Annotated in this window: 21 protein-coding genes and 2 pseudogenes; 1 reads left to right on the top strand and 22 read right to left on the bottom strand. The window is 64.1% G+C overall.

Translation table 11 applies throughout. The features are described 5' to 3' along the window. Nucleotides 1-49: 49 nt before the first annotated feature. From J7024_RS22800 to coq7, 17 genes and pseudogenes are all read right to left on the bottom strand, one after another. Nucleotides 50-832 (bottom strand): transporter, encoded by a 783-nt coding sequence (locus tag J7024_RS22800; RefSeq protein ID WP_175751122.1) that lies wholly within the window; start codon nt 830-832, stop codon nt 50-52. A 593-nt stretch (nt 833-1,425) separates the two neighbouring features. Further along, complete coding sequence (locus tag J7024_RS22795; RefSeq protein ID WP_234745525.1) at nt 1,426-2,358, bottom strand: electron transfer flavoprotein subunit alpha/FixB family protein; 933 nt, start codon at nt 2,356-2,358, stop codon at nt 1,426-1,428. 16 nt (nt 2,359-2,374) lie between these two features. Continuing rightward, a complete protein-coding gene (locus J7024_RS22790; protein ID WP_234745524.1) occupies nt 2,375-3,124 on the bottom strand; it encodes an electron transfer flavoprotein subunit beta/FixA family protein in 750 nt (249 codons plus the stop codon). A gap of 43 nt (nt 3,125-3,167) precedes the next feature. After that, nucleotides 3,168-4,202, bottom strand: coding sequence for a zinc-binding dehydrogenase (locus J7024_RS22785; RefSeq protein ID WP_124830882.1), 1,035 nt, complete (start codon nt 4,200-4,202; stop codon nt 3,168-3,170). A 42-nt stretch (nt 4,203-4,244) separates the two neighbouring features. Further along, a complete protein-coding gene (locus J7024_RS22780; RefSeq protein WP_124830883.1) occupies nt 4,245-5,432 on the bottom strand; it encodes an acyl-CoA dehydrogenase in 1,188 nt (395 codons plus the stop codon). Nucleotides 5,433-5,472: 40 nt separating this feature from the next. After that, on the bottom strand, nt 5,473-6,639 hold the full coding sequence (locus J7024_RS22775; RefSeq protein WP_124830884.1) for an acyl-CoA dehydrogenase family protein: 1,167 nt from the start codon (nt 6,637-6,639) through the stop codon (nt 5,473-5,475). 37 nt (nt 6,640-6,676) lie between these two features. Next, the gene (locus tag J7024_RS22770; RefSeq protein WP_124830885.1) at nt 6,677-7,453 is read right to left on the bottom strand and encodes an enoyl-CoA hydratase; all 777 of its coding nucleotides are present in this window, start codon (nt 7,451-7,453) and stop codon (nt 6,677-6,679) included. A gap of 49 nt (nt 7,454-7,502) precedes the next feature. Further along, nucleotides 7,503-8,483, bottom strand: a pseudogene (locus J7024_RS22765) (AMP-binding protein); the annotation flags it as partial. 12 nt (nt 8,484-8,495) lie between these two features. Then, nucleotides 8,496-9,311 (bottom strand): annotated as a pseudogene (locus tag J7024_RS22760) (Mur ligase family protein); the annotation flags it as partial. Nucleotides 9,312-9,339: 28 nt separating this feature from the next. Next, a complete protein-coding gene (gene mraY / locus J7024_RS22755) occupies nt 9,340-10,509 on the bottom strand; it encodes a phospho-N-acetylmuramoyl-pentapeptide-transferase (RefSeq protein WP_096506148.1) in 1,170 nt (389 codons plus the stop codon). A gap of 16 nt (nt 10,510-10,525) precedes the next feature. After that, nucleotides 10,526-11,932, bottom strand: a complete 1,407-nt coding sequence (locus J7024_RS22750) for a UDP-N-acetylmuramoyl-tripeptide--D-alanyl-D-alanine ligase (RefSeq protein ID WP_124827234.1) — start codon at nt 11,930-11,932, stop codon at nt 10,526-10,528. Further along, the gene (locus J7024_RS22745) at nt 11,929-13,467 is read right to left on the bottom strand and encodes a UDP-N-acetylmuramoyl-L-alanyl-D-glutamate--2,6-diaminopimelate ligase (protein ID WP_124827235.1); all 1,539 of its coding nucleotides are present in this window, start codon (nt 13,465-13,467) and stop codon (nt 11,929-11,931) included. Before J7024_RS22745 ends, J7024_RS22750 begins: the two co-directional genes overlap by 4 nt. Next, nucleotides 13,464-15,314 (bottom strand): peptidoglycan D,D-transpeptidase FtsI family protein, encoded by a 1,851-nt coding sequence (locus J7024_RS22740; RefSeq protein ID WP_124827236.1) that lies wholly within the window; start codon nt 15,312-15,314, stop codon nt 13,464-13,466. Before J7024_RS22740 ends, J7024_RS22745 begins: the two co-directional genes overlap by 4 nt. Further along, a complete protein-coding gene (gene ftsL / locus J7024_RS22735; protein ID WP_124827237.1) occupies nt 15,311-15,652 on the bottom strand; it encodes a cell division protein FtsL in 342 nt (113 codons plus the stop codon). The genes J7024_RS22740 and ftsL overlap by 4 nt, the downstream gene beginning before the upstream one ends. Further along, on the bottom strand, nt 15,649-16,590 hold the full coding sequence (gene rsmH, locus J7024_RS22730; protein WP_124827238.1) for a 16S rRNA (cytosine(1402)-N(4))-methyltransferase RsmH: 942 nt from the start codon (nt 16,588-16,590) through the stop codon (nt 15,649-15,651). Before rsmH ends, ftsL begins: the two co-directional genes overlap by 4 nt. Before the next feature lie 23 nt (nt 16,591-16,613). After that, a complete protein-coding gene (gene mraZ / locus J7024_RS22725) occupies nt 16,614-17,042 on the bottom strand; it encodes a division/cell wall cluster transcriptional repressor MraZ (RefSeq protein ID WP_006400450.1) in 429 nt (142 codons plus the stop codon). A 385-nt stretch (nt 17,043-17,427) separates the two neighbouring features. Continuing rightward, a complete protein-coding gene (gene coq7 / locus J7024_RS22720) occupies nt 17,428-18,054 on the bottom strand; it encodes a 2-polyprenyl-3-methyl-6-methoxy-1,4-benzoquinone monooxygenase (RefSeq protein ID WP_124827239.1) in 627 nt (208 codons plus the stop codon). Nucleotides 18,055-18,332: 278 nt separating this feature from the next. On the opposite strand from coq7, the gene J7024_RS22715 reads away from it, so the two are divergent. Then, nucleotides 18,333-19,490, top strand: a complete 1,158-nt coding sequence (locus tag J7024_RS22715; RefSeq protein ID WP_124827240.1) for a porin — start codon at nt 18,333-18,335, stop codon at nt 19,488-19,490. Between the two features lie 359 nt (nt 19,491-19,849). Here the strand turns inward: J7024_RS22715 and J7024_RS22710 are convergent, their stop codons facing one another. The 5 genes from J7024_RS22710 to tnpA form a co-directional block, all read right to left on the bottom strand. Continuing rightward, a complete protein-coding gene (locus J7024_RS22710) occupies nt 19,850-21,523 on the bottom strand; it encodes a long-chain fatty acid--CoA ligase (protein WP_124831015.1) in 1,674 nt (557 codons plus the stop codon). Between the two features lie 136 nt (nt 21,524-21,659). Next, nucleotides 21,660-23,735: a molybdopterin-containing oxidoreductase family protein gene (locus tag J7024_RS22705; protein WP_124831014.1), complete on the bottom strand. Its 2,076-nt coding sequence runs from the start codon at nt 23,733-23,735 to the stop codon at nt 21,660-21,662. 91 nt (nt 23,736-23,826) lie between these two features. After that, nucleotides 23,827-25,401 carry an IS66 family transposase gene (tnpC, locus tag J7024_RS22700; RefSeq protein ID WP_175752227.1) on the bottom strand — a complete coding sequence of 525 codons (1,575 nt, stop codon included), beginning with the start codon at nt 25,399-25,401 and terminating at the stop codon, nt 23,827-23,829. Between the two features lie 77 nt (nt 25,402-25,478). Then, a complete protein-coding gene (gene tnpB / locus J7024_RS22695; RefSeq protein ID WP_175752225.1) occupies nt 25,479-25,811 on the bottom strand; it encodes an IS66 family insertion sequence element accessory protein TnpB in 333 nt (110 codons plus the stop codon). Then, nucleotides 25,799-26,182: an IS66-like element accessory protein TnpA gene (gene tnpA, locus J7024_RS22690; RefSeq protein ID WP_152778060.1), complete on the bottom strand. Its 384-nt coding sequence runs from the start codon at nt 26,180-26,182 to the stop codon at nt 25,799-25,801. The genes tnpB and tnpA overlap by 13 nt, the downstream gene beginning before the upstream one ends. Nucleotides 26,183-26,208: the final 26 nt, after the last annotated feature.

Raw genomic sequence — 26,208 nt, 5'->3', positions numbered from 1 at the left:
GCTGCCGTGCCGGGCAAGTGCCGATGTGCCCGCCACCCGACACATCGGCTTATTTCTGGCTCCACAACGGCACGATGAAGTTCATCCAGACTCGCGTCTCGTGCCCCGTGTAGCCGGTTTCGGTTACATCACGCGACGCCTTGAGCTGCAGCGTGTCGTGGCCGATCCTGTAGCCAACCAGCGCACCGAGCGCGACCTGCGATTGCTTCTGGTAGCCGGCCACCGGCGAGGTCAGGTCGTCCGAGCCGAACGCGATCCCGCCCAGCTCCCACTTGCCGACCCGCTTGAACGCGGTCAGATCGAAGTTGGTCCACTGCGGTGCCGCGTTCTCGCCCAGCTCGCTGCCATGCTTGCCGGTGCCGTAAATGCCCGTGGCATCGAACTCCCAGCCGTTATGCTCGTAGGTCACGGCAGCGATTTCCATCAGCGAATAGAAATTACGCGTCACGCCGAGCGACGTCAGGTCGTTGCGCACGGGAAGAAACACGCCGCTTTGCACACCGGCCGACAGGCCGCCGCCGAGATCCCACTTGAGCTGAGCGTCGATATAGGTGTTACCGGCCCCGGTATAGCCGTGATAGCCCTTCACGTCGACGTTCGCGACCGCAGTCACCGTATCGAGCAGAAGGCGGCCGCCGGCCACCGTCCACGGCGTGGACCAGATCAGCCAGCTCGGGATGCCGACACCGACGCCGACCGTCGGCGAGCTGCCGCGCCAGCCATAGTTGAGCTGCGTGACACTGTAGATACCCGGCGGCAACGGCGCGCCCAGCGGCAAACCGGTCGAAATCCCCGGCAGCAGTTGCGAGCCCGCGTGTGCGAGGGGAACCATGCAGGCGGCAGATGATGCGCACACCAGGCTGGTCAGAACTTTTCTTGATACTTGGTTCGATTTCACGTGCTGCTCCAGGTTGTATGCGGCTACATTCAGACGCATTCGCATCATTTGCATAACTACTTTTATCAAGCACGCCGACTCGTTATTTCGCATCGGTCGGCAACCGATCTATCCTTCTCGTCTCGAATGCGACCAACGGTCATCGCACTTCCCTGTCCGCTCTCATACGGTTCCTCGCCGCATCCGAGCGTTCTCCAGCCGCCAGCTGGATTGCTTCCTGTCGATGCACGGACAGGCAGAAAATTAAAATCGTCGGCATGAGTACTGCGATTCGACCCACCATATTCAAGAGTAGGAATCCGAATTTAATCGCAGATGCGGCGACCAATTCCTGGCCGACTCCGATCCTGCAAATTGTGGGTATTCAGCAGTTCGTCCGAGTCTGGATCGTCTCGCGCGGAGCACCTTGTCTCGACGCGTTCAATCTCGCTCTTTGCCGCCTCTAACCCAGCAGGCTCCCGCCGGCTCGATGGGAATTCCTGGGTGACAGAGCCGGTTGGTGCGTGTACAGACGCTCCGCCGCGCCGTCACAGGCAGTCGGCCACCTCTGGAACCAGCGCGAACAGATCGCCGACGAGACCGTAATCGGCCACGCTGAAGATCGGCGCCTCCGGATCCTTGTTGATCGCGACGATCACCTTCGAATCCTTCATCCCAGCCAGGTGCTGGATCGCACCCGAGATGCCCACCGCGATGTACAGCTGCGGCGCGACGATCTTGCCGGTCTGGCCAACCTGATAGTCGTTCGGCACGTAGCCTGCATCCACTGCCGCGCGCGATGCGCCGAGTGCCGCCGACAGCTTGTCCGCCAGCGGCTCCAGCACCTTCGTGTAGTTTTCACCGCTGCCCAGACCGCGGCCGCCCGACACGATGATGCTTGCCGACGTCAGCTCCGGACGGTCCAGCTTCGTCACCTCACGGCTCACGAATTGCGACTTGCCTGCGTCGGCTGCCGCTTCGATCTTCTCGACCGATGCGCTGCCGCCTTCCGCGGCTACCGGATCGAAACCCGTCGCACGCACCGTGATGACCTTGATCGGGTCGCTCGACTGCACCGTCGCGATCGCGTTGCCCGCGTAGATCGGGCGCTCGAACGTATCGGCCGAGTCCACTGCCGTGATGTCCGAGATCTGCGCGACGTCCAGCTTCGCGGCGATGCGCGGCGCGATGTTCTTGCCGTACGCGGTCGCCGGCGCGAGGATGTGCGAGTAATCCTTCGCGATGTTCAGCGCGGTCGCCTCGACGTTTTCCGCCAGGCCCGCTTCGAGTTGCGGCGCGTCGGCCAGGAGTACCTTCGATACGCCCGCAATCTTCGACGCCGCATCGGCCGCGCCCTGCGCGTTGTGGCCCGCGACCAGCACGTGAATGTCGCCGCCGATCTTCGCCGCCGCCGCCACCGCGTTCAGCGTCGCGGCCTTGATCGACGCGTTGTCGTGTTCTGCAATCACCAGAATCGTCATTTCTTTGCGCTCCCTCTTACAGCACCTTGGCTTCGGTCTTCAGCTTCTCGACCAGCGTCTTCACGTCCGGCACCTTCACGCCGGCTGCACGCTTCGGCGGCTCGACCACCTTCAGCGTCTTCAGACGCGGCGCGACGTCCACGCCCAGCTCTTCCGGCTTCACCGTTTCCAGCGGCTTCTTCTTCGCCTTCATGATGTTCGGCAGCGTCACGTAGCGCGGCTCGTTCAGGCGCAGATCGGTCGTCACGACTGCCGGCAGTTGAAGCGACAGCGTTTCAGCACCGCCGTCGACTTCGCGTGCAACCGTGGCCTTGCCATCTGCAATCGTGACCTTCGACGCGAACGTCGCCTGCGGCAAGCCTGCGAGCGCCGCCAGCATCTGGCCCGTCTGGTTCGAATCGTCGTCGATCGCCTGCTTGCCGAGGATCACCAGTTGCGGCTGTTCCTTGTCGACCAGCGCCTTCAGGATCTTCGCGACCGCCAGCGGCTCGACGCTGTCGGTCGATTCGACGAGGATCGCGCGATCCGCACCGATCGCCAGCGCCGTGCGCAGCGTTTCCTGCGCTTGCGCAACGCCCACCGACACGGCGATCACTTCCGTTGCCACGCCCGCTTCCTTCAGACGCACCGCTTCTTCAACGGCAATCTCATCGAACGGGTTCATCGACATCTTCACGTTCGCGATGTCGACGCCCGATTGATCGGACTTCACGCCGACCTTCACGTTCGCATCGACCACGCGCTTGACCGCGACCAGCAATTTCATGTGCGTCTCCTCTTCATTGAATGGAATCCCGACCCGTTTTCCGTCATGCGGCGATCTCGATCGCGATCTTGCCGAACTGCGCACCGGATGCCAGCCGGTCGAGCGCCGAATGCACGTCGTCCAGCGCATGGCGCGAATCGATCACCGGGCGTAGCCCGCCGCGCGCCGCCAGCGCGAGCAAATCGCGATATTCGTCAAGCGTGCCCAGGGTCGAGCCGAATATCTGCAACTGCCGGATGAAGATTCGGCGCAGATCCGCAGCGGGCTGATCGCCAGTCGTCGCGCCGCAGGTCACGATTCGGCCGCCTCGCGCGACGGACTTCAACGCGCTCGACCACACCGCGGCGCCGACGTTCTCGATCACGACATCCACACCGCGTCCGTCCGTCAGTGCCATGATCGTCTTGACGACATCCTGCGTCGAACCGTTGATCGCATGGTCGGCGCCCATCGACAACGCGCGTTGCAGTTTCGTATCGTCGCGCGACGTGACGATCGCGCGGCTGCCGGCCAGCTTCGCCAGTTGCAGTGCTGCCAGCGACACGCCGCCGCCGACCCCGAAGATCAGCACCGTTTCCCATGGCTTGAGCGCCGCTTTCGTGAAAAGCATCCGCCACGCCGTCAGGTGAACGACGCCCAGCGCCGCCGCTTCCGCAAAGTCCAGCATCGCGGGCATCGGAAACACGTTCGTCGCCGGCACACTGACGTATTGGGCCAGCGTACCGTCGCGGTGTTCGCCGAGATACCGGATCGACGTGCACAACACCGACTCCCCGCGCAGACAATATTCACAGCGCCCGCACCCGATACCGGGGTGCACGACGACGCGCTGCCCCGGCGACAGCCGGGTTTCCGATTCATCGGCCTCCTCGACCGTCCCGGCGCCGTCGATCCCCATGATCTGGGGGAGGCGATGCGTGATACCCGCGCCGCTGTCGCGCATGTAAAGATCGACCCGATTGAGCGTCGCGGCCTTCAGGCTGATCAGCACGTTGCCGGCGCTTCGCACCGGCCGTGGCCGCTCGCCGATCTCGACCACCTCGTTGCCGCCATGCCCTGTGAGGAACGCTGCCTTCACGTACTTTCTCCCGTGGATGATGAAGCGGCCGCGTAGGCAAGATCAGAACGCGGCGATGCCGGTGATCGCGCGGCCGAGAATGAGAGCATGCACGTCATGCGTCCCTTCGTAGGTGTTCACGACCTCGAGGTTCACGAGATGACGTGCGATGCCGAACTCGTCGCTGATGCCGTTGCCGCCGAGCATGTCGCGCGCCGTGCGGGCAATATCCAGCGCCTTGCCGCAGTTGTTGCGCTTCATGATCGACGTGATCTCGACGGCCGCCGGGCCATCGTCCTTCATGCGGCCCAGACGGAGACAACCCTGCAGACCGAGCGCGATCTCCGACATCATGTCGGCCAGCTTCTTCTGGATCAGCTGGTTCGCCGCAAGCGGCCTGCCGAACTGGATGCGATCGATCACGTATTGGCGTGCGCGGTGGAAGCAGTCTTCGGCAGCGCCCAGCGCCCCCCATGCGATCCCGTAGCGCGCGGAATTCAGACAGGTGAATGGCCCCTTCAGGCCCCTGACATCCGGGAACGCGTTTTCTTCCGGGCAGAACACCTCGTCCATCACAATCTCGCCGGTCACGCTCGCGCGCAACCCGACCTTGCCGTGGATGGCTGGCGCCGAAAGCCCCTTCCAGCCTTTTTCCAGCACGAAACCGCGAATGAGGCCTTCGTCGTCCTTGGCCCACACGACGAATACGTCGGCGATCGGGCTGTTGGTGATCCACATCTTCGCGCCGGTCAGCGAATAGCCGCCTGCCACCTTCTTCGCGCGCGTGATCATGCTGCCCGGATCCGATCCGTGATTCGGCTCCGTCAGGCCGAAGCACCCGATCAATTCGCCGCGCGCGAGCCCGGGCAGATACTTTTGCCTGGTCGCTTCGCTGCCGAACACGTGGATCGGCACCATCACGAGCGAGCTCTGCACGCTCATCATCGACCGATAACCGGAGTCGACCATTTCGACTTCGCGCGCCACCAGGCCGTAGCAGACGTAGTTCAAACCCGCGCCGCCATAGGTCTCGGGGATCGTCGAACCCAGCAAGCCGAGCGCCCCCATCTCCCGAAAGATCGACGGATCGGTCTGCTCGTGGCGAAACGCCTGCAATACGCGCGGCGCAAGCTGCTCCTGACAATAGGCACGCGCGGCATCGCGTACCTGCCGCTCGTCCTCGTCGAGCTGCTGGTCGAGCAAAAACGGATCACTCCACTGAAACGCAGGATGCTGGGTGGCTGAATTCATGATGATTTTCCAATCGACTGACGGAGCGGGAAGGGGATCGTCAGCCGGCACGCATCAGCGCCCGACCGATGATGAGCTGCTGGATCTGCGTCGTACCTTCATAAAGACGCAGCAAACGCACGTCGCGATAGAGACGCTCGACCTTGTATTCCGCGATATAGCCGGCACCGCCGTGAATCTGAACGCCGCGATCCGCCACGCGGCCCGCCATCTCGCTGCAAAACAGCTTGGCGCATGACGCGCGCATGCTGACGTCCGGATCGCTCTGACCCGACGGTTTCAGGTCGTAGCGTTGCGCACAGTCCTGCACCATCGACCAGCCCGCATACAGTTCGGCCTGACTGTCGGCCAGCATCGCCTGAATCAGCTGGAAATCGCCGATGCGCTGTCCAAACTGCCTGCGATCCCGCGCATACCCGACGGATTCGTTCAGCACCCGCTGCGCGACGCCACACGCGAGGGCCGACAGGTGCAAACGCCCGCGATCGAGCACCTTCATCGCCGTCTTGAAACCCATGCCCGGCATACCGCCGATGATGTTGCCGGCCGGCACCCGCACGTTTTCAAGAATGACGTCGCACGTTTTGGTACCGCGCTGCCCCATTTTCCGGTCCGGCTTGCCCAGGCTGATGCCGGCCAGGTGCGACGGCACGACGAATGCCGAGATGCCGTTCGCCCCATCGTCACCGGTGCGCGCCATCAACGTGAAGGCGCCGGCGCGTGGCGCGTTGGTGATGAAGCGCTTGGAACCATTGAGGACGTAGCAGTCTCCGCCCTTGTCGAATTCCGCGCGGGTCCGGAGCGCCGCTGCGTCCGAGCCGGCATCAGGTTCCGTCAATGCAAACGACATGATCAATTCCCCGCTAGCGACACGCGGCAGAATCTCGCGCCTTTGGGCTTCGGTACCATCCATCAGGATGCCTTGCGCCCCGATCCCGACGTTGGTGCCGAACACCGAGCGGAAAGCAAGGGCCGTCTGGCCGAGTTCGTAAGCCACCGCGCACTCCTGTGCCATCGACAGGCCGATGCCGCCGTATTCCTCCGGAATCGACAAGCCGAACAGCCCCATTCGTTTCATGTCGTCGACGATATCGACCGGTACGTCGTCGAGTTCCTCGACGAGATCTTCCGCCGGCACCAGCCGCTCGGCAATGAAGCGCTGGACCGATGCCAGCAGCAGATCGAACGACTCCTGATCAAGCGCCATTCAAGTTCTCCGGTATATCAATCGCAAAAATTCCCGTTCAACGGTGCCCGAAGGCCGGTTTGCGCTTGTCGAGAAACGCCCTGATCCCTTCCCGGGCATCCTGACTGGCGAAGCGCGCATGCAATTGCCTGCGTTCGAACAGCACGCCTTCCGACAGCGCGCTTTCGTATGCGCGATTGATCGACTCCTTGATCGCCATCAACGCCGGCGAGGAGTAACCGGCGACTGTCGTCGCAAGCGCGATGCTTTCGTCACGCAGCACATCGGCCGCAACGATGCGCGAGACGAGGCCGCTGCGTTCCGCTTCGGATGCGCTCATCAGGCGTCCGCTCAGGCACATGTCCATCGCCTTGGCCTTGCCGACCGCACGCGGCAGGCGCTGCGTTCCGCCCGCGCCCGGCAGGAGCGCCAGCTTGATTTCCGGCAAGCCGAACCTTGCATCGTCGGCCGCGATCACGATGTCGCATGCCAGCGCCAACTCGCAGCCGCCACCGAGCGCCACGCCGGCCACCGACGCGATGACCGGCTTGCGCACGCGGCGAATGGTTTCCCAATTGCGGGTAATGAAGTCGCCGCGGAACACATCCATGTAGTCCCAGTCCGCCATCGCGGCAATGTCGGCGCCCGCCGCGAAAGCCTGTGCGTTACCTGTCACGACGATTGCGCCGATGTCGTCGTTGCCGTCGAAAGACAGCAATGCGTCGCCAAGCGCATCCATCAGCGCATCGTTCAGCGCATTCATCTGCCTCGGCCGGTTCAGCGTGATGATGCCGACCCGTCCCACGGTTTCGGTCAAGACCGGTTGCTCGTTCATGGCTTGCATATCCTGTTCCGTTTCGATCGGTGCCGTGCGTGACACCGCGTCAGTTCGACTTCCCGGCTTCCCGCAACGCGTCGCGCAGCCTGAATTTCTGGATCTTTCCGGCCGGCGTGACGGGCATCGCGTCCAGCACCAGCAAGCGCTCGGGAATGTAGTGCATCGCGACCCTGTGCGATTTCAGGAAATCGACGATGCCCGGCAGATCGACGCACTCGCCTTCCCGCGGCACGACCACCGCACAGGCCCGCTCGCCGAGACGTTCGTCGGGATAGGCCACGATCGCCGCCGCCGCGATCGCCGGATGGAGGTACAGCAGCGCCTCGATTTCGACCACCGGAATGTTCTCGCCACCGCGGATGATCACGTCTTTGCTGCGTCCATCGATGCGGATGTAGCCGCGCGCATCGGCGTGTGCGAGATCGCCCGTCTCGAACCAGCCATCGGCGTCGGTTGCATTGAACTCCGGGCGGCCCAGATAGCCGGCGAAATTCGAACAGGAACGCGCCATGAGCCGACCCACCGTATCGGCAGGTAGCTGCACGCCGTTTTCGTCGACGATCCGCACTTCGACTCCGGGCAGCGGACGGCCGTCGGTCGATATCGACCGTTCGTCTTCGTCGTCGAGCCGCGTCAGCGTGACGGCTCCCATCTCGGTCATACCCCAGGCCGACACGATCTTCACGTCGAGCGCCTTGCGCGCGCGTTCGACCAACGGCCCCGGGATCGGCGCACCGGCGCACAGGAACGTGCGGAGCGTCGGCACCGTTTCGCCGGTTTCGTTCGCCGTATTGGCGAGGTCGGTCAGGAACACCGTCGACGCCATCATGAAGGTCGCATGTTCGGCGCGAATGACTTCGAGGGCCTTCTTCGGTTGCCATACATCCTGCAGGACAGCCGTCGCATGCAACGCGATCGGCATCATCAGGCCGTACATGAAGCCCGTCTGATGGGCCATCGGCGAAGCCATCATCACGACGTCCCGGTCATCGAGCGCCATCGCTTCGGCATACGGAACGATATTGGACCGTTATCGCGTCGACAGCCCGTAGTCGCCATCCTGCACCGGTTCGTTCAGGCCGAACGTGACCGTGCGTGCTGCATCGGCAGCGCCCGCCGCCGGTGCGAACTTCATCACGGCCGCGTCGTCGCGGTTCAGCACGCGCGTCGTCGTCGCGCCGAAGATCCGGCCCTTCGCTGCCGCATACGCGTCAAAGCTGCCGTGCCAGTCGAGGTGGTCCTGCGTGATGTTCAGGATCGCGGCCGCATCGGGCGCGAACGTGCGCGCGGTCTCGAGCTGGAAGCTCGACAGTTCGAGCACCCACACGTCGGGCAGCGCGGTGTCGTCGATCGCACTCGCGAGCCGGTCGAGCATCGCCGGGCTGATGTTGCCGGCGACGGCAACCTTCTTGCCGGAGCGCTGGCACAGCAGGCCCGTGAGGCTCGTCGTCGTCGTCTTGCCGTTGGTGCCGGTGATCGCGAGCACCTTCGGCTGGTAGCCGCTCGTGCCGAGCGCGCGCAGCGCCTGCGCGAAGAATTCCAGTTCGCCCCACACCGCGATCCCGCGCTCGTTCGCGGCCGCGATCAGCGCCGCGAGCTCCGGTTCGAGCGGCGACAGGCCGGGGCTCAGCCCGACGATCTCGACGCCGCCGTCGAGCAGCGCGGGCGCAAACGGCCCGCCGACGAACTCGGCATCGATCCCTTCAGCCTGCAGCGCGGCAAGGTTCGGCGGCGCCTCGCGGGTATCGGCAATACGCAGCCGGCACCCGTGCCTCGCGCACCACCGCGCGATTGCGAGACCCGACTCCCCGAGCCCCAGCACGAGCACCATCGGCCGTTGCCGATCTCCAAACATCTCGCCAGACATCCTTGTTACCTTTCCTTTACCGCAACTTGAGGGTGGACAGCCCGAACAGGCACAGCATCAACGTGATGATCCAGAAACGCACCACTACCTGCGTTTCCTTCCAGCCGGACAATTCGAAATGGTGATGCAGCGGCGCCATCTTCAGCAGGCGGCGCCCTTCGCCGTAACGCTTCTTCGTGTACTTGAACCACGACACCTGCAGCATCACCGACAACGTTTCCGCGACGAAGATGCCGCCCATGATGAACAGCACGATTTCCTGGCGCACGATCACCGCAACCGTGCCGAGCGCGCCGCCCAGCGCCAGCGCGCCGACGTCGCCCATGAACACCTGCGCGGGGTGCGTGTTGTACCAGAGGAACGCGAGCCCTGCCCCGCCCATCGCGGAACAGAAGATCAGCAGTTCGCCCGCGCCCGGAATATGCGGAAACAACAGGTATTTCGAATAGACCGAACTGCCCATCACGTACGCGAACACGCCGAGCGATGCGCCGACCAGCACGACCGGCATGATCACGAGACCGTCGAGGCCGTCGGTCAGGTTCACCGCGTTGCTCGCGCCGACGATCACGAAATAGGTCAGCACGATGAAACCCCAGACACCGAGCGGATAACTGATCGACTTCAGGAACGGCAACATCAGGTCGGCACGCGCGGGCAGCCCCATCGACAGGCCGCTCCTCACCCACGCCATGAACAGGTCGAACACGCGCACGTTGTTCGCCTCGGACACGCTGAAGGCGAGATAAACCGCCGCGAACAGGCCGATCACCGACTGCCAGAAATACTTCTCGCGCGACGACATCCCGCGCGGGTCCTTGTGGACGACCTTGCGGTAGTCGTCGACCCAGCCGATCACGCCGAAGCCGAACGTGACGAGCATCACGATCCAGATGAAGCGGTTAGTCAGATCGCCCCACAGCAGCGTCGCGACCGCGATGCCGATCAGGATCAGCACGCCGCCCATCGTCGGCGTGCCGGACTTGACGAGGTGACTCTGCGGGCCGTCCTTGCGCACGGCCTGCCCGACCTTCATTTGCGTCAGCTTGCGGATCACCCACGGTCCGCACACGAGCCCGATCCCGAGCGCCGTGATGGTGGCCATCACCGCACGGAACGTCAGGTACGTGAACAAGCGCAAAAAGCTTGCGTCTCCTTGCAGCCATTGCGCCAGCGCCAGCAGCATGCTTCCTTCCTTCTACTCAGTGTGCGGCGGGCGCCGTGCCCGTCGCGGGTTGGTTCGTCAGCGCGTCGACCACGCGCTCCATCTTCATGTACCGCGAGCCCTTCACGAGCACCGTCGCTTGCGCGCCGTAGCCCGCGCCGAGCAGCGCGTCGACCAGCGTGCCGACGTCGCCGAAATGGCGAGCCGTGTCGCCGTATGCGGTACAGGCATCACGCGATGCGTCGCCGAGCGCGAACAGCGCATCGATTCCGCGCTCACGCGCATATGCGCCGATCTCGCGGTGAAATGCCGGCCCTTCGTCGCCGACTTCACCCATGTCGCCGATCACCAGCACGCGCGGCGCCGGTTGCGCAGCCAGCACGTCGATCGCCGCGCGCATCGAGTCGGGGTTCGCGTTGTAGGTGTCGTCAACGATCGTCGCGCCTGCGAGACTGCCAACGCTCGCCTTCCGGACCTGCAAGCGGCCCTTCACCGGCTCGAACGATTCGAGCCCCTGCTTGATCGCCGCCAGCCCGATCCCGGCTCCGAGCGCCGCGGCCGTAGCCGCCAGCGCGTTGCGAGCGTTGTGCTCGCCGAGCGCGCGCAGCCGCAACGTCAACCTGCCCGACGGCGTGTCGATCGCAAGCTCGCCGCCCTGCAGACGGCCCGTGACCTGCGCGTCGACCTGCCGATCGGCTTCGTGCAGTGCGAAATCGAGAATCCGGTTGCCGGTCGCCGCGACACGCCAGATGCCAGCGTACGCATCGTCCGCCGGAAACACCGCGACGCCGTCCGGTGTCAGCGCGTGAATCACCGCCGCATGTTCGAGCGCGACGGCTTCGACCGTTGCCATGAACTCCTGATGCTCGCGCTGCGCGTTGTTGACGAGCGCAACGGTCGGCGCCGCGATGCGCGCGAGGATTTCGGTCTCGCCCGGATGGTTCATCCCGAGCTCGATCACTGCGATGCGATGCGCGGCCGACAGGCGCAGCAGCGTCAGTGGCACGCCGATGTCGTTGTTCAGGTTGCCGGCCGTCGCGAGTCTTGCGTCGGCGCCGACTGCCGCAGCGAAGATCGACGCGATCATTTCCTTCACGGTCGTCTTGCCGTTGCTGCCCGTCACAGCGACGAGCGGCACGGCGAACTGCTTGCGCCAGCCGTGCGCGAGCGCGCCGAGCGCGGCACGCGTTTCGCCGCCTTCGATGACCGGCATCGCGAGGCCCTCCGGCGCATGCGCGACGAGCGCTGCAGCCGCGCCGCGCGCGGCCACGTCGCAGAGGAAGTCGTGCGCATCAAAGCGCTCGCCTTTCAGCGCGACGAACAGGTCGCCCGGGCCGACCGTGCGGCTATCCGTCGAGACGCGCTCGAACGTCGTGGCCGGATCGCCGCGAAGGGTGGCGCCCGGGATCAGGCGGGCGGCTTCGCCGAGACTGAGCATCGTCATTCGCCGCCTCCCTTGCCGTGCGTCGCGCGGGCCGCGAGTGCGAGCCGCGCGTGATCCTGATCGGAGAACGTGCGTTTCTTGCCCATGATTTCCTGCGTCGCCTCATGGCCCTTGCCGGCCAGCACAACGACATCCTCGCGGGCGGCTCCGCGCACGGCCTGCAGGATCGCGCTCGCGCGATCCTCGATGCGGCGTGCGTGGTCGGGCGCGGCCATGCCCGCGATGACCTGGTCGATGATGCGCTGCGGATCCTCGCTGCGCGGGTTGTCGCTCGTGACGACGATTTCGTCGGCGAGCCGCTCGGCGATCGCGCCCATCAGCGGGCGCTTCGTCGCATCGCGATCGCCGCCGCAGCCGAACATGCAGACGAGCCGGCCGCCGCGCGCCGTGGCGATCGGGCGCAGCGCGTCGAGCGTCTTCTCCAGCGCGTCGGGCGTATGCGCGTAGTCGATCACGACCAGCGGTTCGTCGTTCTGCAGGCGGCCGCCAAGACGCTGCATCCGGCCGTTGACAGGCTCGAGCCGTGCAATCTCGGCCACCGCCGCGTCGAACGGCACGTCGGCCGCGAGCAGCGAGCCGAGCACCGCGAGGAGGTTGCTGACGTTGAACGTGCCGAGCGTGCCGACTTCGACGTCCGTGTCGCCCCACGACGAGCGCAGGTGAAATGCGGTGCCCGTGGCGGTCGCGCGCACGTCGAGCGCGATCAGTTCGCGATCCGCGTCAGGCGCCTGCGCGTCGCCGATTCCGTATGCGATCGTGCGCACGCGGCCGGCCAGCTTCTCGAGCAGGCGGCGGCCGGCTGCGTCGTCGCGGTTGACGACCGCCGCGCGCAACCCACGCCACGCGAACAGTTTCGCCTTCGCGGCTTCGTACGCGTCGAACGTGCCGTGATAGTCGAGGTGATCCTGGGTCAGGTTCGTGAATACGGCGATGTCGAATGCCGTGCCGTTCACGCGCCCCTGATGCAGCGCGTGCGACGACACTTCCATCGCGACGGCCTTCGCGCCCGCGTCGCGCAGTTGCGCGAGGCTGCGCTGCAGCTGTGGGGCGTCCGGCGTCGTGAAGCCCGTCGGCACGAGCTGGCCCGGCATGCCGGTTCCGAGGGTGCCGATCAGCGCGCACGGCTGATGCAGCGCCGTCAGCGCTGCGGCAATCCATTGCGTGCACGACGTCTTGCCGTTCGTGCCGGTCACGCCGACGGCGAGCAGGCTGTCGCTCGGATCGCCATACCAGCCGCTGGCGATCTCCCCGGCAAGCTCGTCGAGCGCCGGCACCGCGAGCGCAACGGGCGCGGCCGGTGCCGCTGCGAGACCGTCCGGCTGATACAGCACGGCGGCCGCACCACGGGCCACGGCGTCGGAAATGAAAGCGCGATTGTCTGCCCCGTCGACCGCATAGCCGAGAAACACGTCGCCGGCCTGCAGACTGCGCGTGTCGGCATGCAGTTGCGCCGCGGGGGCCACATGCTGACGCAGCCACGCGAGCGCGGCTGCGATCTGCTGATGCGCCGGATGGGAACTGCGAGCGGCGCTCATCGAACAACTCCTGGTGAATTACGCGTCGTGCTGGATACGATCATATGCTTCGCGGTGCCACCTGCCGCCAGCTTCTGCGGACCGGGCTTGTCGGCGGGCGCGCCCGGCGTGTCGTCGGAAACGACCAGCTGCTTGATCGGCATGTTCGGCGGCACGTTCAGTGCGCGCAGCGTATCGCCCGCGATCGCCGAGAATACGGGGCCCGACACCTGGCCGCCGAAGTGGCTGCCGGCGGTCGGTTCGTCGACCGACACCGCGACCACGATACGCGGATTCGGCATCGGCGCCATCCCGACGAACGACGCACGGTACTTGCGCGTGTAGCCGTGACCTTCGTGCTTGTACGCGGTACCGCTCTTGCCGCCGACGCGATAGCCGGGCACGGCGGCGTCCGGCGACGTACCGCCCGGCGCGACCACGGTCTCGAGCATCGCGCGCACTTCACGCGCGGTGTTCGCCGAGAACACCTGCGTGCCGGTGATCTTCTGGTTGGGGTCGGTCTTGAAAATGGTCACCGGCATCAGCTCGCCGTCGTGCGCGATCGCGGTATATGCACGCGCCAGCTGGAACAGCGACACCGACAGGCCATAGCCGTACGACATCGTCGCCTGCTCGATACGGCGCCAGCTCTTCCACGGGCGCAGGCGGCCGGCCGCGGCGCCCGGGAAACCGACTTTCGGCGCCTGGCCGAGACCGATGCTGGTATACATATCCCACATTTCCTCGGGCCGCATCGTCATCGCGATCTTGGTCGCGCCGATGTTGCTCGACTTCTGGATCACGCCACCGACCGTCAGCGTGCCGAAGCCCGCATCGTCGCTGATCGGCGCGCCGTCGAGCACGAAGTGCCCGTTGCCCGTTTCGACGAGCGTGTTCGGCGTCACGCGATGCAGGTCGAGCGCGAGCGATACCGTGAACGGCTTCATGATCGAGCCCGGCTCGAACACGTCGGTAAGGATCCGGTTGCGCAACTGCTCGCCCGTCAGGTGCGAGCGGTCGTTCGGGTTGTAGGTCGGATAGTTGACCAGCGCGAGCACCTCGCCGGTACGCACGTCGACGACCATCGCCGCGCCGGCCTTCGCCTTGAACTTCTCGACGGCGGCCTTCAGGTTCGCGTACGCGATGTACTGGATCTTGCTGTCGATCGACAGGTCGACGTCCGTCCCGTTGTGCGGCGGAATCTGTTCGGCGACGTCCTCGACGATGTGCCCCATCCGGTCCTTGATCACGCGGCGCACGCCCGACGTGCCGGACAGCATCTTCTGGTCGCCCAGTTCGACGCCCTCCTGCCCTTCGTCCTCGACGTTCGTGAAGCCGATCAGGTGGGCGGTGATCTCGCCTTCCGGATAGAAGCGCTTGTATTCGTTGCGCTGGTAGATGCCCGGGATATCGAGTGCCGCGACTTTGTCCGCGACGTCGATCGACACCTGGCGCTTTACGTAGACGAAACCCTTGTCTTCCGACAGCTTCACGCGCAGTTCCTTCGGCGTCATGCCGAGGAGCTTGCCGAGCTGGTTGATCTTGTCCGCGTCGAGATCGTCCGGCACCGCGTCGGGAATTGCCCAGATCGCGCGCACGGGCAGGCTCGTCGCGAGCACGAGCCCGTTACGGTCGAGAATCTTGCCGCGCGTGGCCGGCAGCTCGAGCGTCCGCTGGTAGCGGCTTTCGCCCTGCTTCTGATAGAACGCGTTGCCCGGCCCCTGAATCCAGAACGCCCGCGCGGCCAGCGCGACGAACGCCATGAACAGCATGAACACGACGAGCTTCGAGCGCCACATCGGCAGGTGCACGCCGAGCACCGGGCTCGACGAAAATTTCACGTCCTGGCGCTTTTGCGACGGTTTCATCGCACGCCTCCCTTGCCCTTGGTGGCCGCATCGGCCGAAGCGGGAATCGGCGCGTCGATCGCCTTCACGGCGCCCGGCGGCAGCGTCAGGTATTGGGTGCGGCCCGTCGTGATCGGCTGCATCTTCAGCGAATCGTTCGCGAGTTGCTCGATGCGCGAGGTCTTCGACAGCGCGCTCTGCTGATACTGAAGCTGCGCATAGTCCTGCTGAAGCTGACGCTCCTGCGACTGCGCGCGCTGCAGCTGGATGAAGAACTGGCGCTGCTGATTCGTCGAGTTGACGACCGACAGTGCGCACCCCATCACGATGATCAACAGGAAGATATTGAAGCGGCTCATGGCGTGACGCGCTCCGCGATGCGCATCACGGCCGACCGGGCGCGCGGATTCGCGACGACTTCCGCTTCGCTCGGAAACTGACGGCTGATTATCTTGAGCGGCGGGCTCGGGAGATCGACGGCACGGATCGGCAGACGACGATCGACCGCAGGCGCACTGGCGTGCGCCTGCATGAATCGCTTGACGATCCGGTCCTCGAGTGAATGAAAGCTGATGACCACCAGCCGCCCCCCTTGCTCCAGCAACGACAATGCCGCGTCTAGTACGACTTGCAGGTCCGCAAGCTCTTGATTGACGTGAATCCGTATAGCCTGAAAGGTGCGGGTTGCCGGATCCTTGCCCTTCTCACGGGTTTTGACGACGTGACCCACGATTTGGGCAAGCTCGCCCGTGGTGTCGAGAGGCCCAAGACGGTCGGACTCTGCCCGGCGAGCAACAAGCGCCTTTGCAATCTGAAAAGCAAACCGTTCTTCCCCATAATCCCGTATCACCTCCGTCAGTTCCTGCACCGATGCCCGTGCGAGCCATTCAGCGGCCGACTCGCCGCGCGTCGGATCCATTCGCATGTCCAGCGGACCATCGGCGCGAAAGCTGAAGCCGCGCGCGGGATCGTCCACCTGCGGCGAGGACACGCCCAGGTCCAGCAACACACCCGATACTTTCTCGACGCCGCGCGCCGCAAGCGCGTCGCGCATCGATGCAAAGCTGTCATGCACGATCGAGAAGCGCGCATCCTCGATGCGCTGCGCCGTCTCGATCGCCCTCGGATCCTTGTCGAACGCGATCAGCCGCCCGGCGGGCGCGAGCCGCGCGAGTACCGCGCGGCTATGACCGCCCCGCCCGAACGTGCCGTCGACATAAATGCCGTCCGGTCGCGTCACGAGCGACTCGACCGCTTCGTCCAGCAACACGGTCCGATGCTGCAATTCGTTTCCCATCGCGGGCGTCTCCGTCACCGCAATCAGAACGTGAAATTCTTCAGCGCGTCGGGCATGCCCTGCGCCATCGCTGCCTGCTCCTTCGCGATGTAGGTCTGCGAATCCCACAGCTCGAAGTGACTACCCATTCCCAACAACATGACTTCCTTTTCCAGTCCGGCTGCCATTCGCAGCTCGGGCGATACAAGAATCCGGCCCGCGCTGTCGAGATCGACATCCATCGCATTACCGAGAAAAATCCGCCGCCACCAATGTGCGTCCATCGGCAGCGCGGCGATCTTGGCGCGGAACACTTCCCATTCAGGGCGCGGAAACAGCAACAGGCAGCCGTCCGGGTGCTTGGTCACAGTCACCCGTCCTTCTGCCTGTCCTTGCAGCGCTTCGCGATAGCGAGCCGGCACCGACATCCGCCCTTTCGCATCGAGCGTCAGCGCCGACGCCCCTTGGAACACTTTCCGCTCTCCCGTTCAGGGCACCGAAGCGCCCGCTCAACGCTCAGAATTTAGCCGGAATAGCCCGCCAAATCACACAAAAATACACTTTCTCACACTGTCTCCCACTTTAGAGGAAGGGTTTGGCACGGTCAAGGGAGCGGTCTGGTTTTTTGACGAATTTTGTTAGTTAGAACAAGGACTTACGCGAACATGCTCATGCGGCCCCTCATTCCAAAAACCGTTATAAATGAATGAGCTAGTGCAACTTGTGAAGGTGATACGTGAGAAAGGCGGGCCAGACTGGCGTTCGGACGGGGCTTTCGGGGGCGGGAAAACGCGGAAAAAACGGGCGGTATCGAGGAAAACGGACCGGGACGGCGTCGTGCGCCGCCCGACCCAAATCTCAGAGATAGTACGCAGTGCTCGTCATGACTTTCGACGCGGCGCGCATCAGCATGCGCGCGGGCAGCGGCAGTTCGATTCCGCCGGCGTCGGTCGCGGCCTTGCCGTGTTTCACCTCGTCGGCACGCATCTGCTCGACGATCGCGCGCGACGCCGTGTCGGTCGCCGGCAGTTCGGACAAGTGAGAGTCGAGGTGGCTCTCGACCTGGCGCTCGGTCTCCGCCATGAAGCCGAGACTGACCTTGTCGCCCAGCGTACCGGCTGCCACGCCGATCGCGAGCGCGCCGACGTACCACAGCGGGTTGAGCAAGCTCGGGCGCGAATCGAGTTCCTTCAGCCGATGCGCGGTCCATGCGAGATGGTCCTCCTCCTCGCAAGCGGCTTCCTCGAACATTGCCTTCGACGACGACGAGCGCGCGGTCAGCTTCTGCGCCTGGTAGAGCGCCTGCGCACACACTTCGCCGACATGATTCACGCGCATGAGTCCGGCAGCATGCTTGCGCTCCGCGGGCGTGAGTTCGCCGGCCGGCGGCTCCGCCGGCACGGGTACCGCGCGGCTCATCCGGCTCACGCCGGTCAGCGATCGCAGGCCGCGATCGAATTCGTTGATCAGTTCATCCAATACCATCCTGTTCTCCTGGCTGCGTGTGCTGCCGCGGGCGGCAAGGACACGTGTTCCGCTGCGTAACCGACTTGATTATTCAGCGGAAATTGCGGTTAACCCGTGATTTTAACCATTGTTGCATAAAGGAAACATGGCGACCTTGAGGTGCGGCATTTCGCTTTGTGGCAAAAAACGGTTTTGCTACATTACGAGCGACTTCTTGTGAAGTTGATGGGGCTTGTCGACACAACATAACTATCTGCCCCGTCAAAAAAAATTCAGTGATTCTTGGAGATCCGTTAATGAAAAAGTCGCTTCTCGCGCTCGTCGCGCTGGGCGCGTTTGCTGGCGCAGCCCATGCGCAAAGCAGCGTGACGCTTTACGGCATCATCGATGAAGGCCTCATCTTCAACAACAACGCCAAGGGCGGTCACCTGTACGGTCTGGCAAGCGGCGTGCTGCAAGGCAGCCGCTTCGGTCTGCGCGGCACCGAAGATCTGGGCAGCGGCCTGAAGGCGATCTTCGTGCTCGAGAACGGTTTCGACGTCAACTCCGGCAAGCTCGGCCAGGGCAGCCTGATGTTCGGCCGTCAGGCTTACGTCGGCCTGTCGAGCCAAATCGGTACGGTCACGCTGGGTCGCCAGTACGACTCAGTCGTCGACTTCGTCGGCCCGCTCGAGGCAGGCGACCAGTGGGGCGGCTATATCGCTGCTCACCCCGGCGACCTCGATAACTTCAACAACGCTTATCGCGTGAACAACGCGGTCAAGTTCACGAGCCAGAACTACGGCGGCGTGTCGTTCGGCGGCATGTACAGCTTCGGCGGTCAAGCCGGTCAGTTCTCGAAGAACCAGGTCTGGTCGCTCGGCGCCGGCTACAACAACGGCCCGCTGGTCCTGGGCGTCGGCTACTTGAACGCACGCACGCCGGCCAACTTCGGCGGCATGTTCAACACCGGTGCGTCGGCTGCGACGACGGCCGTGACGTCGCCGGTCTACGGCACCTATGCGAACAGTGCCAACACGTACCAGGTCATCGGTGCGGGCGGCGCATACACGTTCGGCGCAGCGACGATCGGTGCGACGTACTCGAACACGAAGTTCAAGGGCTTCTCGGCCGGTCCGTTCGTGAACCAGACCGCGACGTTCAACAACGGCGAAATCAACTTCAAGTATCAGTTGACCCCGGCGTTGATCCTCGGCGCAGCGTACGACTACACGCAAGGCAGCAAGATCGACGGCAACTCCGCAGCCAAGTATCACCAGGGCTCGCTGGGCGTCGACTACTTCCTGTCGAAGCGCACGGACGTCTACGTGATCGGCGTGTACCAGCATGCATCCGGCAATACGCTCGACGCAGAGGGCAACGTCATTCAGGCGAAGGCAGCGATCAACGGTCTCGATCCGTCGACCACCAGCAATCAGGTCGCAGCTCGCGTCGGCATCCGTCACAAGTTCTAATCAGCTTGCCTGACAAGCCGCAGCATCTTGAAGGCGCCTTCGGGCGCCTTTTTCTTTTGCGGTCCGAAAGTTCTGAAACAGTGCTTGGGGTGGCGCCTCGCGGCACTCCTCCGCCGATCGCTTGGCGTGTCCGCCCGACTTCGTCTGCACCTGCGCACCGCGCACGCGTCGAAGCACTGCGGCGTCGACGGCGAAGCGGCCGCCCCCTCCGGCGGAGTGCGTTCCGTCAGCGCCGTCGGAGCATGTCCGACGCAGGGCGCTCAGGTCGCATCAGGTGACGGCGGCAACGACATCTGTCGCTCGCCCGCCATAAAGGAAAAAGCCCGGCACATGCCGGGCTCGTTCGCTCGACTTCGGTGTTACGCGCGGCCGTCGCGCAATTCGCGCCGCAGAATCTTGCCGACGTTCGTCTTCGGCAACTCGGTGCGGAACTCGACGAGTTTCGGACGCTTGTAGCCGGTGAGCCGCTCCTTGCAGTAAGCGAGGATGTCCTTGTCGGTGAGTGCCGGGTCCTTCTTTACGACGAACAGCTTCACCGCTTCGCCCGAATGCTCGTCCGGCACGCCGACGGCCGCCACCTCGAATACGCCCGGGTGCGACGCCACCACATCCTCGACCTCGTTCGGATACACGTTGAAGCCGGACACGAGGATCATGTCCTTCTTCCGGTCGACGATCTTCACGTAACCGCGAGCGTCCATCACGCCGACATCGCCCGTCTTGAAGAAACCGTCCGGGAACATGACCTTCGCGGTTTCGTCCGGACGATTCCAGTAGCCAGCCATGACCTGCGGCCCGCGGATGCAAATCTCGCCGGGCTCGCCGAGCGCGACATCATTACCCGCGTCGTCGCGAATCGCGACCTCGGTCGACGGCAGCGGCAGCCCGATCGTCCCGCTGTACTCGGTCGCCGTCACGGGGTTGCAGGTCGCCACCGGCGACGTTTCCGACAAACCGTACCCTTCGACGATCGCGGTATGGGTCCTCTCGTACCAGCGCTTCGCGACGCCTTCCTGGATCGCCATGCCGCCACCGTTGGCGATCACGAGCTTCGACAGGTCGAGCTGACTGAATTCGGGATGATTCAGCAGTGCGTTGTACAGCGTGTTGACGGCCGGAATCGTCGAAATCTGGTACCCCTTCAACTCCTTGATCATGCCGCCGATGTCGCGCGGATTCGGGATCAGGATCCCCATCCCGCCCGTGCGCATCGTCAGGAAGCCGCAGACGGTCAATGCGAACACGTGGTAAAGCGGCAGCGCGACGACCGTCACGAACTGCTTTACGTCGGGATGCTTCTCGTGTGCCGGATGGTGCCACGCGCCGGCTTGCAGCACGTTCGACACGATGTTCCGGTGCAGCAGCGTCGCGCCCTTCGCGACACCTGTGGTACCGCCCGTGTATTGCAGGAACGCGACGTCGTCGGGGCCGAGTTTTTCCGGCTTGAACGTCTGCCGCGCGCCTTCCGACAGCGCGGCCTTGAAGCGCGTAAACGACGGAAGCTGCCAGGCCGGCACCATCTTCTTCACGTTGCGCACGACGTAGTTGACAAGCCAGCCCTTGATGCCCAACAGATCGCCCATCGACGCGACCACGACATGCTTGACCGCGGTATTAGCGATGACGGCCTGAAGCGTCGACGCGAAGTTCTCGAGAATGACGATCGCTTCCGCCCCGCTGTCCTTCAACTGGTGCTCGAGCTCGCGCGGCGTATAGAGCGGATTGACGTTGACGACAGTGTAGCCCGCGCGAAGCACCGCGACGATCGCCACCGGATACTGCAGCACATTCGGCATCATGAGCGCGACGCGCGCACCACGCTTCAGACCGCGCGACTGCAGCCACGCGCCGAACTGGCGCGACAGCGCATCGAGCTCGCCGTACGTGATGCTCTTGCCCATGCAGACGAACGCCTTGCGGTCGCGATACTGCCGGAAGCTTTCGTCGAGGAGATCCGGAATCGATGGATACGGGGACGCGTCAATTTCGGCTGGAACGCCGGGTGGGTACGATTTCAGCCAAATTTTGTCCATGCCGCGCGTCTCCTCACAGATTTTCGAATGGTCGTGCTAAAACGCATCGTAGCGGCTCGCCCGTCCCGAGACAACAGGGTTAGATGCCCACTTCGAACTTTCAGACGAATTCGTCTGATCATACTCATAAATTCTGTCAAATCCGCTCTACTTCCACAAGGCAATCGTAAAACGTCGCCGAATTGCCGAGATCGGTCAGGGCCTGACTCGTCACTTCATTTGCGTTCCGGCCGTCTGGCGAGAGCTTCTTCCACCATATCGACAACCCGACGACGAGTCCGGCACGCGCGCGATCGGTCACACGCGCGAGCGCCTGCATCGATCCGCGGTCGTTGAAGACGCGAACGACGTCGCCGTCGCCGATGTCTCGCGCGTCGGCGTCGGTCGGATGGATATCGAGATACGGCTGGCCTTCCGTGTTGCGCAGGCTGTCCACGTTCACGAACGTGCTGTTCAGGAAGTGCCGGGCGGGCGGCGAAATCATCGCGAGCGGATAGCGGGCGGCGAGTTCGGGCGCCGCTTCCTCCGATTCGAAGGGTGGCAGATAGTCCGGCACAGGATCCATGCCCATCTGCTCGAGCCGTGCGCTGTAGAACTCGCACTTGCCGGACGGCGTACGGAAACCGCCGTTCGCAAACGGCGCGTCGGCCACGTGGAGCTTGAGCCATCCGGCGCGCTTGAGTGTTTCCCAGTCGCTGTCGAGCGCCGGGTCATCCCAACGAAGTGCCGCGCGCGCGACGTCTTCGTCGCTGTGATAAAGCGCGGGTTCGTCGAGCCCCATGCTGCGCGCGATCCCTCGGAAGATCTCGGTGTTCGGCCGCGCGTCGCCCACCGGCGGAATTGCGGGCAGATTCGCCATCACGTAGGTGTGACCGTACGATTTGTGGACATCGAGATGTTCGAGTTGCGTCGTGGCAGGCAACACAATGTCGGCAAAATCGACCGTATCTGTCCTGAAGTGCTCGAGAACAACGGTGAACAGGTCTTCACGGGCGAAACCCGCTGCAACCTTCGACGAGTCCGGCGCGACAGCCACCGGATTCGAGTTGTAGACGATCACCGCCTCGACCTTCGGGCCGAACGTTGTGTCGCCCGAATGCAGCAGCGCGTCGCCGATCGCGTTCATATTGATGCTGCGCGGCAGTTTATGCGGCCATCCGGGCATCAGGTCAGGGCGCAGCAGCGCTGCCTGGTTGACCGGCGCGGATTCCGACGACGACAGCAGCAACCCGCCCGCCCGATCGCGCCATGCGCCCGTCAGCGCGGGCAGGCTCGCGATCGCGCGCACGGCATTGCCGCCGCCGCGCACGCGCTGCATGCCGTAATTGAGGCGAATCGATGCCTTGCGGGTCGCGCCGTAACGACGTGCGAGTTCGACGAGTTCCGATGCATCGATGCCGCAGATCTGCGCGACGCGCTCTGGCGGATAGGACAAGGCTCGCGCCTTGAGTGCATCGAAGCCAAGCGTATGCTGTGCGATGTAGTCGTGATCGAGCAGATCTTCGGTGATCAGCACGTGCATCATGCCGAGCGCGAAGGCTCCGTCGGTGCCCGGTTTCAACGCAATGTGCTGATGGCACTTTTCGGCCGTCAGCGAACGATAAGGGTCGATCGCGACCAGGCGTGCGCCGCGACGCTTGGCTTCCTGCGCCCGAGTCCAGAAATGCAGGCTCGATGCGATCGGATTGGCGCCCCAGATCAGGATCAGTTCGCTTTCCTCGAAGTGCTCGAGATGCATGCCGACGCTGCCACCGTACGTATAGCGCAGGCCCGCCGCACCGGCCGCCGCACAGATCGTACGTTCGAGCCGGGAGGCGCCGAGTTTGTGGAAGAATCGCTGCGCGATGCCTTCGCCCTGCACGAGCCCCATCGTTCCCGCGTAGCTGTACGGCACGATCGCCTCCGGCGCGCGCGCGGCGATTTCTCCGAGGCGGCGACCGATCTCGTCGAAGGCTTCGCTCCAGCTGATCGGCACGAAGCGCCCTTCCCCCTTCGCACCGACGCGCTTGAGCGGAACGGTGAGACGATCCGGATGATGGACGCGATCAGCGTATCGGCTGACTTTCGTACACAACACACCTTGCGTGGGCGGATGGTCCGGGTCACCGGTGACCTTGATCGCCTTGCCATTCTCGACAGTCACGCGCATTGCGCATGTGTCCGGGCAATCGTGAGGGCAAACGGCCCGGGCTATCTGGGTGGCGACGTTCATCGTTCTGGATGCGGGGATGGAGATTCGCGAATTTTACGTGGCCGTACCGAATAAGGGTAAGCGACCAGCCAACCCGTCTTGACGAGCGAGTTTAGGCGGCAGTCGAGAGAGGTTGCCAACGATGCGGCAGTAGCGCGTCGATGTCGTTGGCCTTGTGGGTCGGCAAGCGTGTGAGGACGTCCTTCAGATAGGCGAGCGGATCGAGCCCGTTCAGTTGCGCCGATCGAATCAAGCTCATGATGGCGGCCGCGCGCTGACCCGCACGCAGTGATCCGGCGAACAACCAATTGGACCGACCGACTGCCCACGGTCGGATCTGGTTTTCGACCCAGTTGTTGTCGATCGGCACATTGCCGTCATCGAGATAGCGCGTGAGTGCGTCCCATCGTTTCAGGCTGTAGTCCAGCGCCTTCGCAATCGCCGAGCCGTCCGCAACGAGTTTGCGCTGCGCCATCAACCATTCATAGAGGGCGTCGCACACCGGCTTGGCCCGACGCTGTCGAAGCCGCTGCCGTTCGTCGACATCCAGTGCTGCGGCCTCGCGTTCGATGTCGTAGAGCGCGGTAAAGAACGGCAGGGCCTGCCCCGCAACATGGCTGCTGTGGTTGGCATGCAATTCAAAGAACTTGCGTCGAGCATGGGCCGCGCATCCGATCTCGGTGATGCCGTGCTGGAACGAGGCCTTGTACCCCCTGTAATCGTCGCATACCAGTTTGCCGTGCCAGCCCGTCAGGAACGTGCGAGCGTGCGCACCGGCGCGGCTCTCGGCGAAGTCGTAGACCACCGCGCGCAGTTCGCTGAACTGAGTCGACGTATACGCCCACAGGTATGCCCGGTGCGTTTTGCCCTTGCCGGGACTGAGCATTTGCACCGGCGTCTCGTCGGCGTGCAACACCGCCTGTTGCCGGATGGCCTGGCCGAGTGCGTCGACCAACGGCTGCAACTGCACGCCACACCGGCCCACCCAGGCACCCAGCGTGGATCTCGGGATGGCCAGTCCCGCACGACCAAAGATCTGTTCCTGGCGATACAGGGGCAGGTGGTCGCCGTACTTGGCGACCAGCACCTGCGCGAGCAACCCGGCGGTGGGCATGCCCTTGTCGATCACATGCGGTGGAACCGGCGCTTGGATCAGCGTCTCGCACGCTTTGCACACCCACTTGCCGCGGATGTGCCGTTCCACCGTAAACACACCCGGCGTGTAGTCCAGCTTCTCGCTCACGTCCTCGCCGATCCGTATGCGTTCGCAACCGCACTGGCACGTTGTGCTGTCCGGTTCGTGATGGACGTCGGTGCGTGGCAGTTGCGGCGGCAGTGGTGCCCGTTTCGGCTGCTCGCGTTGCCGTTCAGCTCGCGTAGGCTCGAGTTGCTCAAGCTCCATCTCGATGGCAACCAAGTCGCCATCGATCGCCTCGTCGAGCAGGTTCATCTGCTCGCTGTTGAGTTGTTCGCTGCGCCGGCCGAACTGCTGGCGCTTGAGGATCGAGATCTCATGGGTAAGCTGGTCGATGCGGGTCTGCTTGTAGCGGAGTTCCCGATCTCGTTCACTGGCTTCCCGCTCCTTCTCGTGGATCGCCTGGTCCTTCGACTGGACCTCTCCAATCAGTTGCGCAGTCAGGGCGCGCAACTGTTCCGGGGTGAGTGCGTCGAGGTCAGCGGGATTCATGCAGGCCAGTCTGCCAGAACGCTGTAGGCGGTGGAAGCTGAACTGTTTACGCCTCCGTCGTACTCAGACGACACGGATCACGCCACTCCGCCAATGCGTTGCCACGGCAGGCCCAGCACCAGGCCGGCCAGTTGTTCGTGCGTCAGTTCATGCTGCTTCGGTTCGCTGCCGGCGTGCGGCCAGGCAAATTGCCCCTGATTCAGACGTCGTGCTGCCAACCAAATGCCGATCCCGTCGTGGATCAGGACCTTCATGCGGTTGGCGCGGCGATTGGCGAACAGATAAGCATGGTGTGGGTGCGCGGCACCGAATACCTTGACCACGCGCGCCAAGGCCGTGTCGAAACCGGCACGCATGTCCAGCGGATCGGTCGCCAGCCAGATCTCGTCGACGCGGATCACCGCATCCACTCGCGCAGCCAGGCGGCACACTGGGCGGCTTCGGACACGGGCCAACTGACCGTGATCGACTGATCGCCCCGGCGCACCTCGATGCGGATCTCTGCCGAGTGCGGACTCGGCGCTCCCAATGGCACCGACACAAAGGCTGGCAGCGACGGTGGCGTGGCCGGTGGACGACCCAGCGGTCTCTTGGGAAGTCGCCCCTCCGCCTGATCGATCCAGCGCCGCAGCAGATTCGCGTTGAGCCGGTGTTCCAGCGCGACCGCAGCAACCGATACGCCGATTCCCTGGCACGCAGCTACCACCTGCGCCTTGAACTCCTCGCTGTACCGTTGCCGGCGACGACGCTCGGGGAGTGCTTCCGATTCGATAGTGTTCACGTGTCCGCTTATTCGTTAGGTGGACA

This window comes from Burkholderia sp. WTPI3 (genome assembly GCF_021483755.1).
Classification (GTDB): domain Bacteria; phylum Pseudomonadota; class Gammaproteobacteria; order Burkholderiales; family Burkholderiaceae; genus Burkholderia.
Note: the sequence above shows the minus strand (reverse complement) of the source record. Positions and strands in the feature narration are given on the sequence as shown.

What these genes read in the sequence shown, in the direction of transcription:
- J7024_RS22800 (WP_175751122.1), bottom strand. Translation starts at nt 832, where the DNA reads ATGGTTCCCCTCGCACACGCGGGCTCGCAACTGCTGCCGGGGATTTCG.
- J7024_RS22795 (WP_234745525.1), bottom strand. Translation starts at nt 2,358, where the DNA reads ATGACGATTCTGGTGATTGCAGAACACGACAACGCGTCGATCAAGGCC.
- J7024_RS22790 (WP_234745524.1), bottom strand. Translation starts at nt 3,124, where the DNA reads ATGAAATTGCTGGTCGCGGTCAAGCGCGTGGTCGATGCGAACGTGAAG.
- J7024_RS22780 (WP_124830883.1), bottom strand. Translation starts at nt 5,432, where the DNA reads ATGAATTCAGCCACCCAGCATCCTGCGTTTCAGTGGAGTGATCCGTTT.
- J7024_RS22775 (WP_124830884.1), bottom strand. Translation starts at nt 6,639, where the DNA reads ATGGCGCTTGATCAGGAGTCGTTCGATCTGCTGCTGGCATCGGTCCAG.
- J7024_RS22770 (WP_124830885.1), bottom strand. Translation starts at nt 7,453, where the DNA reads ATGAACGAGCAACCGGTCTTGACCGAAACCGTGGGACGGGTCGGCATC.
- mraY (WP_096506148.1), bottom strand. Translation starts at nt 10,509, where the DNA reads ATGCTGCTGGCGCTGGCGCAATGGCTGCAAGGAGACGCAAGCTTTTTG.
- J7024_RS22750 (WP_124827234.1), bottom strand. Translation starts at nt 11,932, where the DNA reads ATGACGATGCTCAGTCTCGGCGAAGCCGCCCGCCTGATCCCGGGCGCC.
- J7024_RS22745 (WP_124827235.1), bottom strand. Translation starts at nt 13,467, where the DNA reads ATGAGCGCCGCTCGCAGTTCCCATCCGGCGCATCAGCAGATCGCAGCC.
- J7024_RS22740 (WP_124827236.1), bottom strand. Translation starts at nt 15,314, where the DNA reads ATGAAACCGTCGCAAAAGCGCCAGGACGTGAAATTTTCGTCGAGCCCG.
- ftsL (WP_124827237.1), bottom strand. Translation starts at nt 15,652, where the DNA reads ATGAGCCGCTTCAATATCTTCCTGTTGATCATCGTGATGGGGTGCGCA.
- rsmH (WP_124827238.1), bottom strand. Translation starts at nt 16,590, where the DNA reads ATGGGAAACGAATTGCAGCATCGGACCGTGTTGCTGGACGAAGCGGTC.
- coq7 (WP_124827239.1), bottom strand. Translation starts at nt 18,054, where the DNA reads ATGGTATTGGATGAACTGATCAACGAATTCGATCGCGGCCTGCGATCG.
- J7024_RS22715 (WP_124827240.1), top strand. Translation starts at nt 18,333, where the DNA reads ATGAAAAAGTCGCTTCTCGCGCTCGTCGCGCTGGGCGCGTTTGCTGGC.
- J7024_RS22710 (WP_124831015.1), bottom strand. Translation starts at nt 21,523, where the DNA reads ATGGACAAAATTTGGCTGAAATCGTACCCACCCGGCGTTCCAGCCGAA.
- J7024_RS22705 (WP_124831014.1), bottom strand. Translation starts at nt 23,735, where the DNA reads ATGAACGTCGCCACCCAGATAGCCCGGGCCGTTTGCCCTCACGATTGC.
- tnpC (WP_175752227.1), bottom strand. Translation starts at nt 25,401, where the DNA reads ATGAATCCCGCTGACCTCGACGCACTCACCCCGGAACAGTTGCGCGCC.